Origin of the sequence: Pseudomonas eutrophicaquae (genome assembly GCF_023544715.1) — a bacterium.
GTDB lineage: Bacteria > Pseudomonadota > Gammaproteobacteria > Pseudomonadales > Pseudomonadaceae > Geopseudomonas.
The window spans coordinates 43,421-61,566 of record NZ_JAMJEZ010000007.1; the positions used below are offsets into that span (position 1 = coordinate 43,421).

The following is an 18,146-nucleotide window of genomic DNA, read 5'->3' on the forward strand; positions in this document are numbered from 1 at the left end:
CAGAAAGTCTCCGCAAGGACCGGCAGACACATCACGACAACTCGTTGACGCGCTCGCGCAGCTCCTTGCCGGGTTTGAAGTGAGGGACGAACTTGCCGTCCAGACTGACCGACTCGCCGGTCTTGGGGTTGCGCCCGACCCGGGGCGCACGGTAGTGCAGGGAGAAGCTGCCGAAACCGCGAATCTCGATCCGCTCGCCGCAGGCCAGCGCACTGGCCATCTGCTCGAGCATGGTCTTGATTGCCAGTTCGACGTCGCGAGGTGACAGCTGCCCCTGATGGGTCACGATGCGCTCGATCAATTCCGACTTGGTCATGGTTTTCCCTTTGCTTTCAAGCGGCTAGATCACTCTGGATGGTTTTAGCATGCCCGGCAGGATTTGCCTAGCCCGCCACACTTGACAGCTTCGGGACATTCTGGATGCACTCTCGCACTTGCCGGGCACAGGCCGCCGATTTACCGTGGCGTCCTCGCCCCGGAGGATCCCATGCGCCCTGTTTTTCATCTGCTCGCGCCGTTGCTGCTATCGCTACCCCTGACCGGCCTGGCCGCACCGGAGCAACCGGCGAGCGAGCGCCTGCAGGGTGATCTGTTCTCGGATGGCCGGCGTCTGCTGCTGCGCCCGTGCGGCGAGCAGTACGGCTATCCGCTGCTGATCGACAGCACGGCGGATCCCGAGGGTCTGATTGCCGAGGTAATTGCCCTCAGCCCGCTGCCGCTGTTTGTCGATGTGCGCGGCACGCTGTTCAGCGATGCCGAGGGCATCCCCTCGCTGAAGCTGCGCACGCTCTATCGCCTGGAATATGAGGGCCACGGCTGCGCCGACAGCGGCCTTGCCTCACGGCTGATCGGCGCCCAGGGCAACGAGCCCGGCTGGTGGGTGCAGGTTAGTGCCCGGGGGCTGGTCTTTGAGCGTCAGGGTGAGGAGCGCATGGCTCTGCCCTATCTGGAGGAGCAGTTGCCCGATGGGGGTCTCAGCCTCTCCAGTGAGGCCGATGGCCAGCAGCTTGAGCTATGGCTGACCCCGGGCCTGTGTCAGGACAGCATGAGCGGCGCGCTCTATCACCTGCGCGCGCGCTTGCAGATTGATGGTCAGCCGCCTCTGCAGGGCTGCGCCAGCTTCGGCGCGGCCCGTGACTAGCACTCGCCGCCGCCACGGACAACCGGCTATCCTGCGATCAAATCATCACACAGGAGAACGGCCATGCTGCGCATTGCCATCAACGGTTACGGACGCATCGGGCGGGCGATCGTGCGCGCCCTGTTCCAGAAAGGGCTCAGCGAGCGCATCCAGATCGTAGCCATCAACGATCTGGGCAGCCACGCCACCCTCGCCCACCTCACCCGTTTCGACTCGACTTTCGGGCGCTTCCCGGGCGAAGTGCGTCTGGATGGCGAGTACCTGCAGGTCGGTGGGCAGCGCGTGCGCCTGTTGCAGGAGCCGGATCCGCAGCGCCTGCCGTGGGCTGAGCTGGGCGTCGATCTGGTACTGGAGTGCAGCGGCAAGTTCAAGAAGCACGAGCAGGCCGAACAGCATCTGGCGGCCGGGGCCGTGCGCGTGCTGCTCAGCCACCCGCTGGAAAGTGCTGATCTGACCGTGGTCTATGGCGTCAATCATCAGCAGCTGGGCGCCGCGCAGCGCATCGTCTCCAACGGCTCCTGCACCACCAACTGCCTGGCCCCGCTGGCCAAGGCCCTGCACGAGAGCGTCGGCATCCGTCAGGGGCTGATCAACACCGTGCACGCCTACACCAACGATCAGAACCTGCTCGACCAGAACCACAAGGACCTGTACCGGGCGCGTGCGGCGGCGCTGTCGATCATCCCGACCAGCACCGGCGCGGCCAAGACCATCGGTCTGGTGCTGCCTGCCCTTGAAGGGCGTCTGGACGGTCTGGCGGTGCGCGTGCCGACACCCACCGTCTCCCTGCTCGATCTGACCTTCACCGCCGAGCGCCCGACCAGCCGCGAGCAGATCAATGCCGCCTTGGAGGCCGCCAGCGCGCAGATGCCCGCCGGGGTGATGAGCTGCAACAGCCTGCCGCTGGTTTCCAGTGACTTCACCGGGGATCCGGCGTCCTGCATCGTCGATCTGACCCAGACCCGCGTGCAGGGCGAGCTGGTCAAGGTACTGGCCTGGTACGACAACGAATGGGCGTTCTCCGAGCGCATGCTCGATGTGGCCCTCTACTGGCAGTCCTGCCAGGGCTGACGTGTTGCCGACCGCGCCCGCGCGGTCGGCAGCTCACTGCTCCCAGGGCCGCCCGCGGGTATTGCGGTGCAGGCGCAGCTTGAGCTGCATGGCCGCGCGGGCCAGCATCTGCGCACTGACCGGTGCGGTGATGAACAGGAACAGGGTCAGCAGCAGTTCATGCACGCTGAGGGCGCCGTCGCGGTAACTGAAGTGAATCAGCGAGGCCAGCGCCATGCTACCCACCCCGAGCGTGGTGGCCTTGGTCGGGCCGTGCAGGCGGGTATAGAAGTCCGGCAGACGGTACAGGCCAATCGAGCCGATCAGCGCAAACAGGCTGCCGGTCAGCAGGAGAAAGGCCACCAGCGCCTCGATCCAGGGTGCAAGCATCACAGCCTCCTCATTCGATGATGTCGCCGCGCAGCAGGTACTTGCAGACCGCCACGGTCCCGACAAAGCCCATGACCGCAATCAGCAGCGCCGCCTCAAAGAACAGCGACGAGCCGAGCCACAGGCCGAACAGCACCAACAGCGCCAGCGACAGGATGTACAGGGTATCCAGCGCCAGGATGCGGTCGGGCAGATCCGGCCCCTTGATCAGGCGCAGGGTGGTCAGCAGCATCGACAGGCCGAGCAGGCCCATGCACAGCGGAATCACCTGGTCGAGCATGCAAAGATCTCCTTGAGCGGTGCCTCGTAACGCTGTTTGATCGACTGAATCAGCGCCGCCTCGTCATCGACATCCAGACCATGCACCAGCAGAGTGCGATGATCCGCCGAGAGATCGGCCGACACCGTGCCGGGCGTCAGGCTGACCACGCAGGCCAGTACAGTGAGCAGCATCTGGTCATCCAGATCCATCGGCACCTCGACGAAGGCCGGGCGCAGTGCAAAACGTGGGCCGAGAATCCGCCGCGCCACCTGAAAATTGGCCACCACGATGTCACCCAGCACCAGCGCCACAAAGCCCAGCAGTCGCCGCGGGCTGCGCAGCGCCGGCGTCGCCGGCCAGAAGGGACGCACCAGCCAGGCGATGCCCCAGCCGAGAAAGGCGCCCAGCAACCAGTGCCCGGGGCTGAAGTCATTGACCAGCAGCAGCCAGACCAGCAGCAGGAACAGACTGAGCAGCGGATAAGGAAGCAGACGGGATCTCATCAGCGCGGCCCTCCCGGCAGGATGTGCTGCTGATACAGCTCGACGGCTCGCAACTGCTCGGCGGTGGCTTCCAGATAGCCGCTCAGCGGCTGAGCCACCACGACCAGCAGCGGACTGAGGGCCAGCAGCGCCGCGCAGGCCAGCAGGCGACCGTGATCACGCTCGGCCGAGCCCATCATCACTCGCCCGGCCCGCCAGAACAGCACACTGCCCGCCCGGCTCAGCGCCACCAGACTGCCGAGGCTGCCCAACAGCAGCACCGGCCACAGCCACAGCGCCTCACGGCTGCCCGCCGCGGCATCCAGCAGCAGCAGCTTGGCGAAGAAGCCCGACAGAGGCGGCAGGCCCGCCATGCCGATCGCACCAATAAAGAACAGCCCACCCAGCAGCTGCGGCTGCAGCAACGCCGGCCCGGCCTCCAGGCGAGTGCCCTTGCCGCCGCGCTGGCGGGCAATCAGATCAGCCAGCAGGAACATCCCGGCCGTGACCCAGGTGCTGTGCATCAGGTAATAGAGCGTCGCAACCAGCGCCTGCGAATTGCCCAGCGCCACGCCAGCCAGCAGGGTGCCCACCGAGACGATCACCAGGTACGCCAGCAGCAGGTGCAGGCTGCTCGCCGCCAGCGCGCCGATCACCCCCAGCAGCAGGGTCAGGAGCGACAGCGGCCACAGCCACGGCTCGAGCAGCTCGGTCAGAAGGCCCGCCTCAATGCCAAACACCATAGTAGAGACCCGCAGGATCGCGTAGACCCCCACCTTGGTCATGATCGCAAACAGCGCCGCCACCGGCGCCGTGGCCGCGGCATAGGCGCGCGGCAGCCAGAAATACAGCGGCAGGATCGCAGCCTTGAGGCCGAACACCAGCAGCAGCAGCAGACCGGCGGCGCCCAGCAGTGGTGCCTGATCGTAGCTGGCGTTGGCCACTTCACGGGCCAGATCCGCCATGTTCAGGGTACCGGCGATGCCATAGATCGGCCCGAGGGCAATCAGGAACAGCGACGAGCCCAGCAGGTTGAGCAGCACATAATGCAGCCCGGCCCGCACCCGCTCGGCCCCGCCGCCATGCAGCAGCAAGGCGTAGGAGGCGATCAGCAGGATCTCGAAGAACACGAACAGGTTGAACAGATCACCGGTCAGGAACGCCCCGTTGATGCCCATCAGCTGGAACTGGAACAGCGCATGGAAGCCCGGCCCGCGGGCGTCATCGCCGCGCACCGCATAGCCCAGCGCCAGCACCGCGAGCAGCGCGGTGACCAGCAGCATCAGCGCACTGAGGCGATCGAGCACCAGCACGATGCCAAACGGCGCCACCCAGTTGCCCAGCGCATACACCTGCAACAGACCCAGATGGGCTTCGGCCACCAGCCACAGCGCCAGCGGCAACAGCGCCAGGGTCGCCAGCAGCGCCAGGGTGCGCTGCATGCCCTCGCTCAGCCAGCGGCCGCTCACCAGCAGCAGGCTGCCAACGAACATTGGCAGCAGGATCGGCAGGATCAGCAGGTGATTCATCGCTTGCGCTCCTGACCGTCCACGTGATCGGTGCGCAGCTCCGCCAGGCTACGCAGTGCCAGCACCACCACAAAGGCGGTCATGGCAAAGCTGATGACGATGGCGGTGAGTACCAGCGCCTGGGGCAGCGGGTCGGTGTAACGCTCGCTCTGACCGATGATGGCCGGAATCCCGCTGGACAGACGGCCCATGGCCAGCAGGAACAGGTTGACCGCGTAGGAAATCAGCGTCAGTCCCATCACCACCGGGAAGGTGCGCGCGCGCAGCAGCAGGTAGATCCCGCAGGCAGTGAGAATGCCCAGCGTCAGGGCAAATAGCAGCTCCATCAGTGCAGCTCCTTGGCGTCATCGTGGCGGGTCAGCCGACCCAGGTTGGCCAGGATCAGCAGGGTCGAACCGACCACCGTCAGGTAGACGCCCAGATCGAACAACATGGCCGTCGCCAGCTCGAACTCGCCCACCAGCGGCAGGTGAAAATGACCGAACGAAGAGGTCAGGAACGGATAGCCAAAGGCCCAGCTGCCCAGCCCGGTAAGACCGGCGATCAGCACCCCCGCCCCCGCCATGCTGCGATAGTCCAGCGGCAGACGCGCATGGATCCAGCTCGCCCCGCTGGCGATGTACTGCAGGATCAGCGCCACCGCGGTGATCAGCCCGGCAATGAAGCCGCCGCCCGGCAGGTTGTGCCCGCGCAGGAAGATGAACACCGACACCAGCAGGGCCAGCGGCAGCAGCACCCGCGACAGCATGGCCAGTATCAGCGAATGCCCATCGCGCGCCCAGGGGCGACCCAGCGGATCCTCGGTCGGCGTCGGCAGGCGCATGCCCTGCAGCAGGGCAAAGATCCCCAGCCCCGCCAGCGCCAGTACGCTGATCTCGCCCAGGGTATCGAAGCCGCGGAAATCGACGAGGATCACGTTGACCACGTTGGTTCCGCCACCGCCCGGTACGCTGTTGTCGAGGAAGAAGCCGGCAATGCTGTGGTACGGACGGGTCAGCACGGCAAAGGTCAGCAGGGCCATCACCCCGCCTCCGGCCAGCGCCAGTACAAAGTCACGCAAGCTGCGCAGGCTGCTGGTTTCGGACGGCGTCTGCGCCGGCAGGAAATACAGCGCCAGCATCAGGAGGATCACCGTGACCACCTCCACCGACAGCTGAGTGAGGGCCAGATCCGGTGCCGAGAAGCGCACGAACGCCAGTGAAACCAGCAGACCGACCACGCTGAGCATCACCAGTGCCACCAAGCGCTGACGATGCAGGGCCACACTCAGCAGCGCCATCACGCACAGCAGCACCAGCCCCAGCGCCGTGACCAGATCAGGCGGGGTCTGCGCCACGGTACCGGCCAGGGTGGGCAGATCCCAGATCCCCACCACCACTGCGACCAGCGCGGCGATCAGCATCAGCGCCAGATAGCGCTGCAACGAGCCGTTCTCCAGGGCGCTGGTGAGGCGCACCGCCAGCGCAACCACCTGGCGCACCGCCATCTCGAACACGGCCTTGGCGTCCATGTCCGGCAGCCCTGCATACCAGTGGAACAGCGGACGCCGGCAGGCGTAGACCAGGATGCCGCCCAGCAGGGCGATCACGCTCATCAGCAGCGGCAGGTTGAAGCCATGCCAGATCGACAGGCTGTAGACCGGCGGCGTTGCCCCGAGGGTAGCGGTGGCCGCGGCGTGCAGCAGTCCGGCCACGCTCAGGCCCGGCAGTACGCCGACCAGTACGCAGAGGAAGACCAGAATCTCCACCGGCACCTTCATGTAGCGCGGCGGCTCATGGGGCGGATACTTGGGCAGGTTGACCGGCTCACCGTTAAAGAACACGTCATGAATGAAGCGCAGCGAGTAGGCCACGGAGAACACCGCCGCCAGGGTCGCCGCGGCCGGGATCAGCCAGTAGAAGCTGCCCAGCAGGTGGTGCTCGAAGGCCAGGGTCTCGCCGAAGAACATCTCCTTGCTGAGAAAGCCATTGAGTAGCGGCACCCCGGCCATCGCCGAGGAGGCGACCATCGCCAACGCCGCGGTATGCGGCATGTACTTCCACATGCCGTTGATTCGTCGCATGTCGCGGCTGCCGGTCTCGTGATCGATGATCCCCGCGGCCATGAACAGGGAAGCCTTGAAGGTCGCGTGGTTGATGATGTGGAAGATCGCTGCCACCGCTGCCAGCGGGGTGTCGAGGCCGAACAGCAGGGTGATCAGGCCAAGGTGGCTGATGGTCGAGAAGGCCAGCAGGCCCTTGAGGTCATGCTGGAACAGCGCCATCAGCGCGCCAACCAGCAGGGTCGCCAGGCCGGCCAGGCTGACGATGTAGAACCACCAGTCCGAGCCGGACAGCACCGGGTACAGCCGCGCCAGCAGGAACACCCCGGCCTTGACCATGGTCGCCGAGTGCAGATAAGCCGACACTGGAGTCGGTGCCGCCATCGCGTGGGGCAGCCAGAAATGGAAAGGGAACTGCGCCGACTTGGTGAATACGCCCAGCAGAATCAGGCAGAGCACCAGCGGATATAGCTCATGATTGCGAATGAAGTGTCCGGCGGCCAATACCTCGGACAGCTCGAAACTGCCGACCAGATGCCCCAGCAGCAGCACCCCGGCGAGCAGCGCCAGGCCACCCGCGCCGGTCACGGTCAGCGCCATGCGCGCGCCACGCCGCGCATCCGAGCGATGCCCCCAGAAGCCGATCAACAGGAAGGATGACAGGCTGGTCAGCTCCCAGAACACCATCATCAGCAGCAGGTTTTCCGACAGCACCACACCAAGCATGGCGCCCATGAACAGCAGCAGGAAGGCATAAAAACGCCCCGCTGCTTCCTGTTTGCTCAGGTAATAGCGGGCGTAGAGGATGACCAGAAGGCCGATGCCGAGGATCAGCAGGGCAAACAGGAAGGCCAGCCCGTCCAGACGCAGGCTGAAATTCAGTCCAAGGCTTGGCAGCCACTCCCATTTGAGCCGCAGCACCTCGCCGCCAAATACCCGGCTGCGCTCGCCGAGCAGCAGACCCAGACCGATCAGCGGCGCCAGTGCGGTGGCGGCAGCGCATAGCGAGCGGCCGTAACGCTCGGTCACAAGCGGCAGCAGCGTACCCAGCAGCGGTAGCGCAATCAGCAGCGCAAGCGTCATTGAAATCCCCTTGAGTCGTCTTCGCCGCCCGTGGTGGAAGCGGCTGTGGCTGTCATCTGCAGCCTTACAAGATTCATGCCTGACCCCGAATACGGCGCGTACAAAGCTGCCGATTCAGGCCATCACGACTGAAACGATGCGCAGCATATAACCAGAGGCTGCACCGGGATGCGATTAAATCTTTGCAAAGGTTTTAATGAAAAAGGCTATCGACCCACCCCGATGGAGCAGAATCGATAGCCTGATGCCTTAATGGGCGACGCGGCTGGTGCCGTTGACGGTCAGGATGCGCACCCGCTCACCAACCCGGAAGATCTGGTTGGGGCTGACTTCCTGCACATAGGCGCGCATCACCCCATCGTCCTCACGCACGGTGATTTCTACGCCTTGCGTGCGGGTCATCCCCTCCTCGGCTGCCGCACCCAGCAGGCCACCGGCCACGGCACCGATCACCGCAGCCACGGCACTGCCGCGCCCGCCGCCGATGGTGCTGCCACCGATTCCGCCGACGATGGCCCCCGCACCGCCACCGATCGGGGTCTTGGTGCCCTCGATCTGTACCGGGCGCAGCGACACGATGGTGCCGGTACGCACCGTTTGCACCTGACGGGCCTCCTCGCGGGAGTAGGTCTGCCCGTCGAGGGTCGAGGCACACCCGGTCACCCCCAGCAGGGCGATGGCGAGCGTGGAGAACAGGGCTGTCTTGCGCATGGTCATTTCCTCAAGTTAGCGGATCACAAGACCACTGTAGACGGTCGCGATCAGGGTGCCAGACGCTGGCGCTGCCAGTGGCCGTCCTGCAGACGGTAGTCGAGACGATCGTGCAGGCGGCTCGGCCGGCCCTGCCAGAATTCGATGCGCTCCGGCACCAGGCGGTAGCCGCCCCAGTGCTCGGGGCAATGCGGCGCGCTGTCCATGAAGCGCTGGCGAGTCTGCTCAAGCAGCTGCTCCAGCGCCGCGCGATCGGCAATCACCCGGCTCTGCGGTGAAGCCCAGGCGCCTAGGCGACTGCCCAGCGGGCGCACCTGGAAGTAGGCATCCGACTCCACCGGCGTCACCCGCTCCACCCGGCCCTCGATCCGCACCTGACGCTCAAGTCCCGGCCAGAAAAAGGTCATCGCGGCGGCTGGATTGGCCTGCAGCTGGCAGCCCTTGTCACTGTCGTAGTTGGTGAAGAAGGTAAAGCCGCGAGCATCCAGCGCCTTGAGCAGCAGGACCCGGCAGTGCGGCTGCCCGCCCGCATCGACCGTCGCCAGCATCATCGCGTTGGCTTCTACCGGCGGCTGCTCGGTGGCCACCGCCTCGGCAAACCACTGATGGAACAGGGCGAACGGCTCGGCCGGCGCCTGGGCCTCACTCAGCCCGTCACGGGTATAGTCGCGACGCATGTCGGCCAGTGACTGATTCATCACTCAACTCCTTTTACGAGGGATCGAAAGCCCGGCAGGCCTCAGCGCTGCTGCTGGGCGAGCAGGGTCGGCAGGCCGCTGCGCATGGTCAGCAGCAGCTCGACCCGGCGATTCTGCGCCCGGCCGGCGGCATTCGCGTTACTGGCACGCGGCTGGTCCGCCCCAGCCCCGCGCATCACCAGACGCTCGCCCGGCAGACCGCTCAGGCGGAAGATTGCCGCCATCGAGCGGGCCCGCTCAAGGCTCAACAGGCGATTGGCCGCGGCATCGCCCCGGCTGTCGGCGTGCCCGACGATCAGCACGGCGCTCTCAGGATCGGCGGCCGCCAGCTTGGCGACCTGGGTGAGCGGGCGTAGCGAGACCGGCAGCAGCATCGCGGGACGATCCGGATTGAAGGCGCGATCCGCCGGGGCAATGATCGCCAGCGCCTCGCCGCGCCGTTCAACACTGAAGGCACTGCCGGTCAGGGCCTTGCGCACGCGCTGCTCGGCAGCGTCCAGCCAGGCCTTGTCGACCGCCGGGGCCTTGGCCAGCGTCTTCGAGGTGGCGGGCGCCTTCTTTTGACTGACCTCACGCGCCTTGTCACCCGACAAGGCGCAGCCCGACAGCACGGCACACAGCAGCAGAATGCTCGGTTTCAACACGGACATCATGATCTTCTTCCCGTATACGCCATCCAGTGAGGGGCGGGCTGCTTGCGGCCCGCCCGCTGATTTCAGCGCCGACGAAAGCCCGGGCGCTGGCCTTCACCGCTCGGCTTGGGCCGGCGCGCGGCGCCAGTGGCCGGCTTGCGGGGCGAACGCTCGGTCAGGTTCGGCTCGCTGCGCTCCTCGCGCGGCTTGCCAGGGCGCTTGCCGCGCACGTCAGCCGGACGCTCGGCCAGCGGCGTGGCGACCGGACGCCCCCGGCCCTCGTCGCGCCCGGAGCGGCCTGCCCGCTCACCGCGCTCACTGCGCTCAGCGCGCCCGCCCCGCCCAGACTCCAGCGGCGCACCGGATTTGCGCTGCATGCGCGCCAGCTTCTCGCGGGCCTTGCCCTTCATGTCCGGCAGCGCCAGCGGCCGCAGCCCCACTTCGGCGGCGAGAATATCCACCTCGCTCTGACTCATCTCGCGCCAGCGCCCCACAGACAGATCCGCGGTCAGGAACACCGGGCCAAAGCGCACACGCTTCAGACGGCTGACCACCAGCCCCTGGGATTCCCACAGGCGGCGCACCTCGCGGTTGCGGCCTTCCATCACCACGCAGTGGAACCAGTGGTTGAAGCCATCGCCTTGCGGGGCTTCCTGAATGTCGGTGAACTTGGCAGGACCATCCTCAAGCATCACGCCGTTCTTGAGGTTGTCGATCATCTCCTCGGTCACCTCGCCACGCACCCGCACCGCGTACTCGCGGTCCATCTCATAGGAGGGGTGCATCAGGCGGTTGGCCAGTTCACCGTCGGTGGTGAACAGCAGCAGGCCGGTGGTGTTGATGTCCAGACGACCGATGTTGATCCAGCGCCCGCTCTTGGCACGCGGCAGACGGTCGAACACGGTCGGACGACCTTCCGGATCAGAGCGGGTGCAGACCTCGCCTTCGGGCTTGTTATAGATCAGCACGCGGCGCACCACCTGATCGTCCTCACGGCGCAGCAGGCGTCCATCGAGGGCAATGGCATCGCCTGGCATCACCCGCTGGCCAAGGGTGGCATCACTGCCGTTGACCTTGACCCGGCCCTGGCTGATCCAGGCCTCGACATCGCGGCGCGAACCTACGCCCATGCGGGCCAGGACTTTCTGCAGCTTTTCGCCAGCGGGACGCGGCTCGCTGTGCTCTTCAGGGGACAGGATTTCATTCATGGTGGGGCACCTCCCGGTGTGACCGGATGCAAGTCGTGCAAAAATTCGTGATCCGGTTCCTGGAACCGGGACCGCCGATGATACGCGCAACCACAGGGGCACGCACGCCGGGGCGCTCTGCGGTATCAGGGCGCCTCAGGCGGCGGCTCATCCGGCAGCAGGTCGTCGAAATCGCTCTTGAGCCCCTGCTCCATGGCATCCAGCTCGGCCAGCAGGCTGCGAAAGCTTGGCGCCTCGGGGGCCTCGGGGGCTGGCGGCTCGCGCTCCGCGGACTCGGCCAGCGCCAGATCAGCCCGCGCCTGTAGCGCCGCGGGCACTGGGCGATCATCGTCCTCATCAGAAAGCGGGCCGCGCGGCTCCAGCTCACGCAGCGCCGAGAGCGGCGGCAGCTCCTCCAGGCTCTTGAGGTTGAAGTCATCGAGAAACTGGCGGGTGGTGGCCAGCAGCGCCGGGCGACCCGGCACCTCGCGGTGCCCGACCACACGGATCCAGTCGCGCTCCTGCAGGGTGCGGATGATGTTGCTGTTGACCGCCACGCCACGCACCTCCTCGATCTCGCCACGGGTGACCGGCTGGCGATAGGCAATCAGCGCCAGGGTCTCCAGCAGCGCCCGCGAGTAGCGCGCCGGGCGCTCCTCCCACAGGCGGCTGACCCACGGCGCAAAGCGCGCCCGCACCTGCAGGCGATAGCCCGAAGCCACCTCGACCAGCTCACAGCCGCGCCCAAGGCAGGAACCGCCCAGCACCCCCAGCGCCTCACGCAGCTGCTGGGCGCTGGGCCGCTCGGCGTCATCAAACAGCTCACCCAGCGCGGCCAGACTCAACGGCCGGCCGGCAGCCAGCAGAATCGCCTCCAGCACCGGGGCCAGCTGACGGGGATCACTCGGCGTCATCACTCACCTCAACAACCGCTTCCGCACCACGCAGGCGCACATGAATCGCCGCAAAGGGCTCGTTCTGGACCAGCTCCAGCAGACGCTCCTTGATCAGCTCAAGAATCGCCATGAAGGTCACCACCACCCCCAGACGCCCCTCCTCGGCGCGAAACAGGCTGACAAAGGCGACGAAACCACCCGCCTGCAGATGCGCCAGCACCTCGCTCATCCGCTCGCGCACCGACAGCAGCTCACGACTGACCTGGTGATGCTCGAACAGCTCGGCGCGACGCAGCACATCGGCCATCGCCATCAGCAGCTCATCCAGCCCGACCTCGGGCAACCGGGTACGCGGCCGGGCTTCGGCGGCGCTGAGCTGCGCCACGTGCAGCTCGCGGCCGACCCGCGGCAGGTCATCCAGCTCCTCGGCGGCCTGACGAAAACGCTCGTACTCCTGCAGGCGGCGGATCAGCTCGGCGCGCGGATCCTCCTCCTCGGCCGGGCTGCTTTCCGGGCGCGGCAGCAGCATCCGCGACTTGATCTCGGCCAGCATCGCCGCCATCACCAGGTACTCGGCGGCCAGCTCCAGGCGCACCGCCTTCATCAGCTCGACATAGCCCATGTACTGGCGGGTGATGTCGGCCACCGGGATGTCGAGGATGTCGATGTTCTGCTTGCGAATCAGGTAGAGCAGCAGATCCAGCGGCCCCTCGAAGGCCTCGAGAAACACTTCCAGCGCATCGGGCGGGATGTACAGATCCTGCGGCAGCTCGCTGACCTCGCGTCCATAGACCCGCGCCAAGGGCAGCATGGCCGGCAGCGCCTCCGGCGCATCGCGCATGTCAGATCGCTCGCTCACCGGCAGCCAGTCCACTCACTCGGCACGAAACGGCGCGGGATCACCGCAGCCCTCGCGCAGCACCTCGGGATCACCGCCAACCAGGCTGATCACCGTGGAAGGCTCGGTGCCGCACCAGCCGCCGTCGATGATCAGATCGACCAGCTTCTGCAGGCGATCGCGGATCTCGTAGGGGTCGCTCATCGCCTCGGCATCGCCCGGCAGGATCAGCGTCACACTCATCAGCGGCTCACCCAGCTCGGCCAGCAGCGCCTGGGCAATCGGGTTGGCCGGCACACGCAGGCCGATGGTGCGGCGCTTGGGGTGCAGCAGCATGCGCGGCACCTCGCGGGTCGCGTCGAGGATGAAGGTGTAGGGGCCGGGCGTGTGGGCCTTGAGCAGGCGGAAGGCACTGGTATCGACCTTGGCGTACTCGCCCAATTGCGACAGATCGCTGCACATCAGCGTGAAGTTGTGCTTGTCGTCCAGGCGGCGCAAGTGACGGATGCGCTCAAGGGCCGCCTTGTCGCTCAGCTGGCAGCCGATGGCGTAGGAGGAGTCGGTGGGATAGATCACCACGCCGCCCTGGCGGATGATTTCAACCGCCTGCTTGATCAGGCGCAGCTGCGGATTTTCCGCGTGGATCTGGAAGAACTGGCTCATGGTGATTCCTTGTCTCAGGCGTGAAGCGGCGGGCGCAGGCTCTGTTGCAGGCAGTCCGCCAGCGCGGGCAGATCGGCCGGCAGGCCGCGGTACTGACCCAGCTCCGACCAGGGGCGCGGCCCGTGAAAGTCACTGCCGGCGCTGGCCAGCAGGCCAAATTCGCGGGCGAGGATCGCCAGCATGCCGACCTGACTGTCCACCTGCGGGCCGTTGGATACTTCAAGGGCGTGACCGCCGGCGGCGACAAACTCGCTGACCAGGCGGCGCCGCTTGCTGCGCGTGAAATCGTAGTGGCACGGGTGGGCCAGGCTGATCCAGGCCCCCGCGGCACGCAGGGTCTGCACGGTGCTGGGCAGATCCGGCCAGTGCTGCTTGATGTCGCCGAGCTTGCCCGCCCCCAGCCAGCGCTGGAAGGCCTGACCATGATCCTTCACGTGACCGGCGCGCACCATGTATTCGGCAAAGTGCGGCCGCGATGGCGGATGCCCCGCCTCGCCGCGCTCGGCCTGCACCGCACAGGCCCCGGCAAAGCAGCCGGGCATACCCTTGGCCTCCAGACGCTGGCCGATTTCCTCGGCGCGCGCCCAGCGCCCGTGGTGCAGGGCCGCCAGCGCCTCACGCAGCGCCGGCGCCTCGCGGTCGAAGGCATAGCCCAGCACATGAATGGTCGCCCCACCCCACAGGCAGGACAGCTCGACCCCATCGACCAGCCGCAGCCCAGCCTCACGGGCGGCAGCGTGCGCGGCCGGCAGGCCATCCAGGGTGTCGTGATCGGTCAGCGCCAGCAGCCCGACCCCCTGTGCCTGCGCGCGCGCCACCAGCTCGGCAGGCGTGAGCAGACCGTCCGAGGCGGTACTGTGGCAGTGCAGGTCGGCAAGCATGGTGGTCGGTTCCATCAATCGAGGTTTACTATTATGCGCCGGTGATACTGCAGATGGCGCACCGCCGGCAAAATTCCCCCCGCTCGCCCTTGCCCGGAGTCCTGCCCATGCTCTACGCCATTTTCGGTACCGATGTTGCTCATTCGCTCGAGGCCCGCCTGGCCGCACGCCCGGCGCATCTGGAGCGTCTGCATGCCCTGCGCGATGCCGGCCGCTTGGTACTGGCGGGGCCGCATCCGGCCATCGACAGCCCGGATCCGGGTCCGGCAGGTTTCAGTGGCAGCCTGATCGTTGCCGAGTTCGACTCGCTGGCCGAGGCCGAAGCCTGGGCCGCCGCCGATCCTTACAAGGCGGCCGGCGTGTATGCCCGCGTGGAGGTCAAACCCTTCCGCCAGGTGCTGCCCTGAGCCCTCGAGCGTCGAGCCTCCCATGCATGACCTGCTGCTGATCGACGACGATCGCGAGCTCACGGAGCTATTGAGCGCCTGGCTGACCCCGGAAGGCTTCACGGTGCGCGCCTGCCATGATGGCGCGAGCGCCCTGCAGGCGCTGGCCGCGCATGCCCCGGAAGCCGTCGTGCTGGATGTGATGCTCCCCGATGGCAGCGGTCTGGAACTCCTCAAACAGCTGCGCACCCGCCACCCGGAGCTACCGGTACTGATGCTTTCGGCGCGTGGCGAGCCGCTGGATCGCATCCTCGGCCTTGAGCTCGGCGCCGATGACTACCTGGCCAAGCCCTGCGATCCTCGCGAGCTGACCGCCCGGCTGCGGGCCGTGTTGCGCCGCACGCAGCCGGCGGGGCACGCGGCTGCCACCAGCGCCCTGCTCGAGCAGGGCGATCTGGCCTACAGCCCCAGCCGTGGCGTGGCGCTGATCGGCACGCAGGAAATTCCCCTGACCCTCTCGGAAAGTCGTCTTCTGGAAGCGCTGCTCGCCCAGCCGGGTGAGCCGCTGGACAAGCAGACCCTGGCTCAGCTGGCGCTGGGCCGCAAGCTGACCCTTTATGACCGCAGCCTGGACATGCACATCAGCAACCTGCGCAAGAAGCTTGGCGCCCACGCCGACGGCCGCTCGCGGATCATGGCCAGCCGGGGCCGCGGTTATTACTACGCGCCCTGAGGCCGCATCTTTACCCATCCTTTACCGCCGCATGACCACCGCTGACCTTGCGCGTCCTAGACTGTACTCATCCGGCCACCCGCCGATCACCTGAAAGGAAAGCCCCCATGCGCAAGACTCTGACCGCCCTGCTGATCGCCGCCGCTCTGCCGACCTTGGCCTTTGCCGGCCCCGGTAAAGGCGCCGGCCACCCCGAAGACTGCCCGATGGGCGGCAAGGGCTACCACCAAGGCCATCACGGCCATTACGGCCACGCCGCCGGTCACAGCCTGCACGGTCTGGACCTGACCCACGAGCAGCGCCAGACCCTGCGTGAAGCCCAGCGCACGCAGATGAAGGAGCATCACGCCATCGTCCAGCGCTACCTGAACAAGCTCTCCGCCGCTGATCAGGCAGCGATGGAAAAGGACCTGCAGGCCAACCGCGATGCCCAGCAGAAAACGCTCCGCGACACGCTGACCGACGAGCAGCGCCAGCGCTACGACGAGCTGCAAAAGCAGCGTGAAGCGCGCCGCGCCGAGCGTGCCGAGTTCGAGGCCTGGAAGGCTGAGCGCGCACAGAAGGCTCAGTAAGTTCACACCATCCGCCGCCGGCCCCTTCTTGTGAGGGGGCCGGTGGCTTTTTTCTGCCCGGGAGTTCTGCCATGCGTTCGCTGTTCTGGCGCATCTTCGCCACCTTCTGGCTGGCCATCGCGGTGGTTGCCGGGCTGTCCCTGCTGCTGGGGCATGCCCTCAAGCAGGATGACTGGATCCTCGCGCGCCATCCGGGACTCAAGACGCTGGCCCGTGAGTGGAGTGAGCGCTTCGAAACCCAGGGCGCGCTCGCCGGGCAGCAGTATCTGGAGCAGCATCGCCAGCGCTGGCGCATCAACGTGCAGGTTCTGGATGAGCTGGGCGAGCCGCTGGTGCGCGGCACCTTCCCCGCGCGTGCTGCCGCCTTTGAGGCCCGCGCCCGGCATCAGGAGCGCCTGCCCTGGCGGCGCCTGACCGAAGAGTACCAGGGCCCGGGCAGCGCAGAGACCTATCTGTTCATCTACCGTATCCCCCTGAGCGAGCTGGCCAGCTGGCAGCGCGACAGCCTGCTGTGGCCGGCCAGCGCGCTGGGCATTGCGCTGGTAGTGCTGACCCTGTGCAGCCTGCTGCTGACTTTCTCGATCACCGGGCCGCTCGGGCGCTTGCGCCGCGCCGTACATGATCTGGGCCAGACCAGCTATCAGCAGGACAGCCTGGCCCGACTGGCCACCCGGCGCGATGAACTGGGCACGCTGGCCTGCGACTTCAACCGCATGGGCGCACGCCTACAAGGGCTGATCACCAGCCAGCGCCAGCTGCTGCACGATGTCTCCCACGAGCTGCGCTCGCCGCTGGCGCGTCTGCGCATCGCCCTGGCACTGGCCGAGCGCGCGGGCGCCGAGGAGCGCGCGCGGCTGTGGCCGCGTCTTGCGCAGGAGTGCGACCGCCTTGAGGGGTTGATCAGTGAAATTCTCACCCTGGCGCGGGTCGATAGTGAAACCCGGCCCCGCGAGCACATCGCGCTGGCAGCGCTGCTCCACAAGCTCTGCGAGGACGCGCGCCTGCTGGCGCCGCAGCAGCACATCGCGCTTTCGGTGACAGATGAGCTGAGCCTGCAGGGCTGGCCGCCGCTGCTGGAGCGTGCGCTGGATAATCTGCTGCGCAATGCGCTGCGCTTCAATCCGCCCGGCCAGCCGTTAGAGGTCAGCGCCGAATGTCATGGCGCGCAGCTGGCGATCCGCGTGCGCGATCATGGCCCGGGGGTAGCCAGCGAACACCTGTCACGCTTGGGTGAGCCGTTTTTCCGCGCGCCCGGCCAGAGCAGCAGCGGGCATGGCCTGGGGCTGGCCATCGCCCGGCGCGCCGCGCAGCGCCACGGCGGCCAGCTACAGCTGGCCAATCATCCCGAAGGTGGCTTTGTCGCCACCCTGCAGCTGCCCGTTACTACGGCCAGCGACTGACGAAGTCCTCCACCGCCAGCACCGGCGGGGTGCGCCGCTCGCCCTGCGGAGTGCCCAGATAGAGAAAGCCGACAATACGCTCGTCGGCGCTCAGGCCCAGCCCGTCGCGCACGGCCGGGTCATGGGACAGCTCGCCGCTGCGCCAGACCGCGCCGATCCCTTGGGCGTGGGCCGCCAGCAAGATGGCGTGCGCCGCACAACCGGCCGCCAGCAACTGCTCGGACTCCGGCACCTTGTGTCCTGCCTGCAAGCGGGCAATCACCGTGATCAAGAGCGGCGCGCGCAGCGGCATGGCCCGCGCCTTGGCCAGCAGCTCCGCCGAGGCCTCGGGATGGCGCTGCTGCTGGACGCGGGCAAACAGCTCGCCCAGCTGCTCGCGGGCCGCGCCCTCGATGGTCAGAAAACGCCAGGGGCGCAGCTGGCCGTGATCAGGGGCCCGCAAGGCGGCGCGGAACAGCTGCTCACGCTGTGCAGGCGTTGGCGCAGGCTCGGCCAGGCGCGGAACGGAAACACGGTTGAGCAGGGCATCGAGGGCTTGCATGGCGAACTCCGGCAGAAGGATCAGGCCCGC

The 18,146-nt window shown here is 67.0% G+C and carries 22 protein-coding genes; 6 read left to right on the forward strand and 16 right to left on the reverse strand.

The window, feature by feature from the left end:
• Positions 1 to 31: 31 nt before the first annotated feature.
• Entirely contained in the window at positions 32 to 316 is a 285-nt protein-coding gene (gene ihfB / locus MXC11_RS04835) for an integration host factor subunit beta (RefSeq protein WP_250006035.1), read from the reverse strand.
• 171 nt (positions 317 to 487) lie between these two features.
• Between ihfB and MXC11_RS04840 the strand changes: the two genes are divergently transcribed.
• Both MXC11_RS04840 and gap read left to right on the forward strand, forming a co-directional pair.
• Positions 488 to 1,141, forward strand: coding sequence for a COG3650 family protein (locus MXC11_RS04840; protein ID WP_250006037.1), 654 nt, complete (start codon positions 488 to 490; stop codon positions 1,139 to 1,141).
• A 63-nt stretch (positions 1,142 to 1,204) separates the two neighbouring features.
• Positions 1,205 to 2,212 carry a type I glyceraldehyde-3-phosphate dehydrogenase gene (gene gap, locus MXC11_RS04845; protein ID WP_250006039.1) on the forward strand — a complete coding sequence of 336 codons (1,008 nt, stop codon included), beginning with the start codon at positions 1,205 to 1,207 and terminating at the stop codon, positions 2,210 to 2,212.
• 33 nt (positions 2,213 to 2,245) lie between these two features.
• On the opposite strand, the gene MXC11_RS04850 is transcribed toward gap, so the two are convergent.
• From MXC11_RS04850 to MXC11_RS04915, 14 genes are all read right to left on the reverse strand, one after another.
• Positions 2,246 to 2,581 carry a Na+/H+ antiporter subunit G gene (locus MXC11_RS04850; protein WP_250006041.1) on the reverse strand — a complete coding sequence of 112 codons (336 nt, stop codon included), beginning with the start codon at positions 2,579 to 2,581 and terminating at the stop codon, positions 2,246 to 2,248.
• A gap of 10 nt (positions 2,582 to 2,591) precedes the next feature.
• Positions 2,592 to 2,861, reverse strand: coding sequence for a K+/H+ antiporter subunit F (locus MXC11_RS04855; protein WP_250006043.1), 270 nt, complete (start codon positions 2,859 to 2,861; stop codon positions 2,592 to 2,594).
• A complete protein-coding gene (locus MXC11_RS04860) occupies positions 2,846 to 3,346 on the reverse strand; it encodes a Na+/H+ antiporter subunit E (protein WP_250006044.1) in 501 nt (166 codons plus the stop codon). The genes MXC11_RS04855 and MXC11_RS04860 overlap by 16 nt, the downstream gene beginning before the upstream one ends.
• On the reverse strand, positions 3,346 to 4,854 hold the full coding sequence (locus tag MXC11_RS04865; protein WP_250006046.1) for a monovalent cation/H+ antiporter subunit D: 1,509 nt from the start codon (positions 4,852 to 4,854) through the stop codon (positions 3,346 to 3,348). Before MXC11_RS04865 ends, MXC11_RS04860 begins: the two co-directional genes overlap by 1 nt.
• Positions 4,851 to 5,180, reverse strand: coding sequence for a Na+/H+ antiporter subunit C (locus MXC11_RS04870; protein ID WP_250006049.1), 330 nt, complete (start codon positions 5,178 to 5,180; stop codon positions 4,851 to 4,853). Before MXC11_RS04870 ends, MXC11_RS04865 begins: the two co-directional genes overlap by 4 nt.
• On the reverse strand, positions 5,180 to 7,978 hold the full coding sequence (locus MXC11_RS04875; protein ID WP_250006051.1) for a monovalent cation/H+ antiporter subunit A: 2,799 nt from the start codon (positions 7,976 to 7,978) through the stop codon (positions 5,180 to 5,182). Before MXC11_RS04875 ends, MXC11_RS04870 begins: the two co-directional genes overlap by 1 nt.
• Positions 7,979 to 8,227: 249 nt before the next feature.
• Positions 8,228 to 8,689 (reverse strand): outer membrane lipoprotein, encoded by a 462-nt coding sequence (locus MXC11_RS04880; protein WP_250006053.1) that lies wholly within the window; start codon positions 8,687 to 8,689, stop codon positions 8,228 to 8,230.
• Between the two features lie 50 nt (positions 8,690 to 8,739).
• Positions 8,740 to 9,387 carry a pyridoxamine 5'-phosphate oxidase gene (gene pdxH / locus MXC11_RS04885; protein WP_250006055.1) on the reverse strand — a complete coding sequence of 216 codons (648 nt, stop codon included), beginning with the start codon at positions 9,385 to 9,387 and terminating at the stop codon, positions 8,740 to 8,742.
• Between the two features lie 41 nt (positions 9,388 to 9,428).
• Entirely contained in the window at positions 9,429 to 10,040 is a 612-nt protein-coding gene (locus MXC11_RS04890) for an OmpA family protein (protein ID WP_250006057.1), read from the reverse strand.
• A 62-nt stretch (positions 10,041 to 10,102) separates the two neighbouring features.
• A complete protein-coding gene (rluB, locus tag MXC11_RS04895; protein WP_250006059.1) occupies positions 10,103 to 11,227 on the reverse strand; it encodes a 23S rRNA pseudouridine(2605) synthase RluB in 1,125 nt (374 codons plus the stop codon).
• Between the two features lie 125 nt (positions 11,228 to 11,352).
• Positions 11,353 to 12,120: an SMC-Scp complex subunit ScpB gene (gene scpB, locus MXC11_RS04900; RefSeq protein ID WP_250006061.1), complete on the reverse strand. Its 768-nt coding sequence runs from the start codon at positions 12,118 to 12,120 to the stop codon at positions 11,353 to 11,355.
• Complete coding sequence (locus tag MXC11_RS04905) at positions 12,107 to 12,838, reverse strand: segregation and condensation protein A (protein ID WP_250006235.1); 732 nt, start codon at positions 12,836 to 12,838, stop codon at positions 12,107 to 12,109. Before MXC11_RS04905 ends, scpB begins: the two co-directional genes overlap by 14 nt.
• Positions 12,839 to 12,976: 138 nt before the next feature.
• Positions 12,977 to 13,603, reverse strand: a complete 627-nt coding sequence (locus MXC11_RS04910) for an L-threonylcarbamoyladenylate synthase (protein ID WP_250006063.1) — start codon at positions 13,601 to 13,603, stop codon at positions 12,977 to 12,979.
• 14 nt (positions 13,604 to 13,617) lie between these two features.
• The gene (locus MXC11_RS04915; RefSeq protein WP_250006065.1) at positions 13,618 to 14,484 is read right to left on the reverse strand and encodes a PHP domain-containing protein; all 867 of its coding nucleotides are present in this window, start codon (positions 14,482 to 14,484) and stop codon (positions 13,618 to 13,620) included.
• Positions 14,485 to 14,591: 107 nt separating this feature from the next.
• On the opposite strand from MXC11_RS04915, the gene MXC11_RS04920 reads away from it, so the two are divergent.
• From MXC11_RS04920 to MXC11_RS04935, 4 genes are all read left to right on the forward strand, one after another.
• Positions 14,592 to 14,891: a YciI family protein gene (locus MXC11_RS04920; protein ID WP_250006068.1), complete on the forward strand. Its 300-nt coding sequence runs from the start codon at positions 14,592 to 14,594 to the stop codon at positions 14,889 to 14,891.
• A gap of 22 nt (positions 14,892 to 14,913) precedes the next feature.
• Complete coding sequence (locus tag MXC11_RS04925) at positions 14,914 to 15,603, forward strand: response regulator transcription factor (RefSeq protein ID WP_250006070.1); 690 nt, start codon at positions 14,914 to 14,916, stop codon at positions 15,601 to 15,603.
• A gap of 107 nt (positions 15,604 to 15,710) precedes the next feature.
• Entirely contained in the window at positions 15,711 to 16,175 is a 465-nt protein-coding gene (locus MXC11_RS04930; RefSeq protein ID WP_250006072.1) for an LTXXQ domain protein, read from the forward strand.
• 71 nt (positions 16,176 to 16,246) lie between these two features.
• Positions 16,247 to 17,575 carry a sensor histidine kinase gene (locus MXC11_RS04935; protein WP_250006074.1) on the forward strand — a complete coding sequence of 443 codons (1,329 nt, stop codon included), beginning with the start codon at positions 16,247 to 16,249 and terminating at the stop codon, positions 17,573 to 17,575.
• On the opposite strand, the gene MXC11_RS04940 is transcribed toward MXC11_RS04935, so the two are convergent.
• Entirely contained in the window at positions 17,559 to 18,116 is a 558-nt protein-coding gene (locus tag MXC11_RS04940; protein ID WP_250006075.1) for an NAD(P)H nitroreductase, read from the reverse strand. The two genes, MXC11_RS04935 and MXC11_RS04940, sit on opposite strands and share 17 nt — an antisense overlap.
• Positions 18,117 to 18,146: the final 30 nt, after the last annotated feature.

Excerpts from the sequence above, each read along its gene's own strand:
- ihfB (WP_250006035.1), bottom strand. The coding sequence starts at position 316 with ATGACCAAGTCGGAATTGATCGAGCGCATCGTGACCCATCAGGGGCAG.
- MXC11_RS04840 (WP_250006037.1), top strand. The coding sequence starts at position 488 with ATGCGCCCTGTTTTTCATCTGCTCGCGCCGTTGCTGCTATCGCTACCC.
- gap (WP_250006039.1), top strand. The coding sequence starts at position 1,205 with ATGCTGCGCATTGCCATCAACGGTTACGGACGCATCGGGCGGGCGATC.
- MXC11_RS04850 (WP_250006041.1), bottom strand. The coding sequence starts at position 2,581 with ATGCTTGCACCCTGGATCGAGGCGCTGGTGGCCTTTCTCCTGCTGACC.
- MXC11_RS04855 (WP_250006043.1), bottom strand. The coding sequence starts at position 2,861 with ATGCTCGACCAGGTGATTCCGCTGTGCATGGGCCTGCTCGGCCTGTCG.
- MXC11_RS04860 (WP_250006044.1), bottom strand. The coding sequence starts at position 3,346 with ATGAGATCCCGTCTGCTTCCTTATCCGCTGCTCAGTCTGTTCCTGCTG.
- MXC11_RS04865 (WP_250006046.1), bottom strand. The coding sequence starts at position 4,854 with ATGAATCACCTGCTGATCCTGCCGATCCTGCTGCCAATGTTCGTTGGC.
- MXC11_RS04870 (WP_250006049.1), bottom strand. The coding sequence starts at position 5,180 with ATGGAGCTGCTATTTGCCCTGACGCTGGGCATTCTCACTGCCTGCGGG.
- MXC11_RS04875 (WP_250006051.1), bottom strand. The coding sequence starts at position 7,978 with ATGACGCTTGCGCTGCTGATTGCGCTACCGCTGCTGGGTACGCTGCTG.
- MXC11_RS04880 (WP_250006053.1), bottom strand. The coding sequence starts at position 8,689 with ATGCGCAAGACAGCCCTGTTCTCCACGCTCGCCATCGCCCTGCTGGGG.
- pdxH (WP_250006055.1), bottom strand. The coding sequence starts at position 9,387 with ATGAATCAGTCACTGGCCGACATGCGTCGCGACTATACCCGTGACGGG.
- MXC11_RS04890 (WP_250006057.1), bottom strand. The coding sequence starts at position 10,040 with ATGATGTCCGTGTTGAAACCGAGCATTCTGCTGCTGTGTGCCGTGCTG.
- rluB (WP_250006059.1), bottom strand. The coding sequence starts at position 11,227 with ATGAATGAAATCCTGTCCCCTGAAGAGCACAGCGAGCCGCGTCCCGCT.
- scpB (WP_250006061.1), bottom strand. The coding sequence starts at position 12,120 with ATGACGCCGAGTGATCCCCGTCAGCTGGCCCCGGTGCTGGAGGCGATT.
- MXC11_RS04910 (WP_250006063.1), bottom strand. The coding sequence starts at position 13,603 with ATGAGCCAGTTCTTCCAGATCCACGCGGAAAATCCGCAGCTGCGCCTG.
- MXC11_RS04915 (WP_250006065.1), bottom strand. The coding sequence starts at position 14,484 with ATGCTTGCCGACCTGCACTGCCACAGTACCGCCTCGGACGGTCTGCTC.
- MXC11_RS04920 (WP_250006068.1), top strand. The coding sequence starts at position 14,592 with ATGCTCTACGCCATTTTCGGTACCGATGTTGCTCATTCGCTCGAGGCC.
- MXC11_RS04925 (WP_250006070.1), top strand. The coding sequence starts at position 14,914 with ATGCATGACCTGCTGCTGATCGACGACGATCGCGAGCTCACGGAGCTA.
- MXC11_RS04930 (WP_250006072.1), top strand. The coding sequence starts at position 15,711 with ATGCGCAAGACTCTGACCGCCCTGCTGATCGCCGCCGCTCTGCCGACC.
- MXC11_RS04935 (WP_250006074.1), top strand. The coding sequence starts at position 16,247 with ATGCGTTCGCTGTTCTGGCGCATCTTCGCCACCTTCTGGCTGGCCATC.
- MXC11_RS04940 (WP_250006075.1), bottom strand. The coding sequence starts at position 18,116 with ATGCAAGCCCTCGATGCCCTGCTCAACCGTGTTTCCGTTCCGCGCCTG.